Annotated in this window: 1 protein-coding gene; it reads right to left on the bottom strand. The window is 73.0% G+C overall.

Features of this window, described 5'->3' with window-relative positions; all coding sequences use genetic code 11:
* Positions 1 to 162: 162 nt before the first annotated feature.
* Positions 163 to 2,424: a serine/threonine-protein kinase gene (locus tag AC31A1_RS50165; RefSeq protein WP_489659720.1), complete on the bottom strand. Its 2,262-nt coding sequence runs from the start codon at positions 2,422 to 2,424 to the stop codon at positions 163 to 165.
* Positions 2,425 to 2,448 lie beyond the last annotated feature (24 nt).

Raw genomic sequence — 2,448 nt, 5'->3', positions numbered from 1 at the left:
GGGTGTGGGGCGAGTTGGTTGTGCGTCCTTGGGTTGTTTCGCGGGTGGCGCGCCGTGGGGGCTGGTCGCGCAGTTCCCCGCGCCCCTTCCGGGGCGTTCGCCCTTGGGGTTGGCCTGCGGGACAGCCGGAGGCAGACACTGCCGGAGTGGACGGCGCTGCTCTCAGTGGCCGCCCAGTGCCTGCCCCTGCCGTAGCGCCGCCACCCGGCGGTACAGCTCGACCGCCTCGGCGTTGCGGCCGAGTTGTTCCAGGCAGTGGGCCTCGTCGTTGCGGCTGGCGAGGGTGTCGGGGTGGTCCGGGCCCAGGACACGCTCGCGGGCGGCGGCCACCCGGCGGTACTCGGTGAGGGCGTCGGCCCAGCGGCCCAGCCAGCCGAGGCCTACGGCGACCTCGCGGCGGCTGACCAGGGTGTCGGTGTGGTCGGCGCCCAGGACGCGCTCGCGGATGGCGCACACGTCGCGGGACTCGGCGAGGGCCTCCTCCCAGCGGCCCAGGCGCCCGAGGTTGACGCCGAGGCCGTGCCGGGCGCGGAGGGTCTCGGGGTGGGCGGAGCCGTGGACGCGGGTGCGGTCGTCGATCAGGTCGCGGTAGAGCTTGAGGGCGTCGGCGCTGCGGCCGAGCCGGCCGAGGCTGATGCCGATCTCGTAGCGGGCGGCGAGCGTGTCGGCGTGGTCGGGGCCGAGCGCCTGGGCGCGGGCCTCGGCGACCTCGCCGTAGGTCTGCAGCGCCTCGGGCCAGCGGCCCAACTGGCCCAGTGCATACGCCACTTCGTAACGGGTGACCAGGGTGTCGGGGTGTGCGGGACCCAGCACGCGGGCGCGGGCGGCGGCGACCTCGCAGGCCATGCGGTACGAGTCCTCCAGGCGGCCGAGCCGGCTGAGGTTGAAGGCGAGGTTGTGGCGGCAGCGCAGGGTGTCCGGGTGGTCGGGGCCCATGGTGCGTTCCCGGGCGGCCAGTACGGACGTGTACACCTGGTGTGCGTCGAAGTGGCGGCCCAACTGGCCCAGCACGTACGCCATTTCCTGCCGGGCGGCGAGTGTGTCGGCGTGGTCGGCGCCCACCGCCCGTTCCCTGGCACGGGCGACGTGCGTGTACTCGTGCAGGGCGTCGGCGGCGCGGCCGGTGCGGCTGAGGGTGAAGCCGAGTTCGTAACGGCTGGCGAGGGTGTCGGGGTGGTCCGGGCCCAGCAGGTGCCGGCGTTCGGCGGCGACCGCGCGATGCACCTCGCCGGCCTCCGCCCAGCGGCCCAACCTCCCAAGGCTGAGGCCCGCGTTGTGGCGTCCGGCCAGGGCGTTGAGGGTCTCCGCGGACGGTGCGGACGGCGACTCCGGCGCGGGTTCCTCGGCATGGCCGGTGGTCGGGCGGGCGATCCACTCGCCGGTGAGTCCGGCTCCGGCGTCCGGCGGGGTAGTGCGCAGACCGGCGCCGGTCGCCTTGTGCCCGGTGGTCATCCCGCGCGTCCAGGACGGCAGGCGCGCCTCACGGGAGACCGGCTCGGACGCCGGTTCCGAGACCGCTTCGGACGGGCGCAGTTGGGGCTGCGGGGTCACAACGGTCGGTACGTACAAGGGTGTCGTACGGCCCATGGTGATCCGGCGCCCCAACTCGCGGGCGTCATGCGGACGTTGCTCCGGGAGCTTGGCCAGCAGGTCGAGGATGACCTTCTCCAGGTACTCGGGCACTTCGGCACGCTCGGCGCGCGGCGGGCGGGGCGGTGTGTCGCGGTGGCCGATGAGGATCGCCCAGGCGTCACCGAGGTCGAACGGCGGTGCCCCGGTGGCGAGTTCGTACAGCACGCAGCCGAAGGAGTAGAGGTCGCTGCGCTGGTCGACCTCCGAGCCGCTGATCTGTTCCGGCGACATGTAGTGCGGGGTGCCCATCGCGATGCCGGTGCCGGTCAGCCGGGAGGTGAAGCCGATGTCGGCGCCGAGCCGGGCGATGCCGAAGTCGCAGATCTTCACCGTGCCGTCGGTCAGCCGCATGATGTTCGCGGGCTTCAAGTCCCGGTGCACGATGCCCTGTTGATGGCAGTAGGCGAGGGCGGAGGCGACCTGCTCGGCGATGTCGACGACGTCACCGACGGGCAACGGCCGCTGCTCGTTGTCCTCCAGGAGCTGGCTGAGATTGCGGCCGTCGAGCAGCTCCATCACGAGGTAGAGGACGCCGTCGGACTCGCCGAAGTCGTGGACCACGGTCACCCCGCGGTGCTGCAACGCGGCGGCCACCCGGGCCTCCCGCCGGAACCGCTCGCGCAGGACGCGGGTGAACGACTGGTCGTGGTGCGGGTTCAGCGGCTTGAGGCACTTCACGGCGACATGCCGCCCCAGCGACTCGTCCCGCGCGCGCCACACCTCGCCCATGCCACCGCGCCCGATCAGTTCGAGCAGGCGGTAGCGACCCTGGATCAGTCTGCTGTCCCCCATCTCCCGCCTTCGCCCCCGTCAGTG

Source organism: Streptomyces sp. P5F9, from assembly GCF_057961495.1.
Note: the sequence above shows the minus strand (reverse complement) of the source record. Positions and strands in the feature narration are given on the sequence as shown.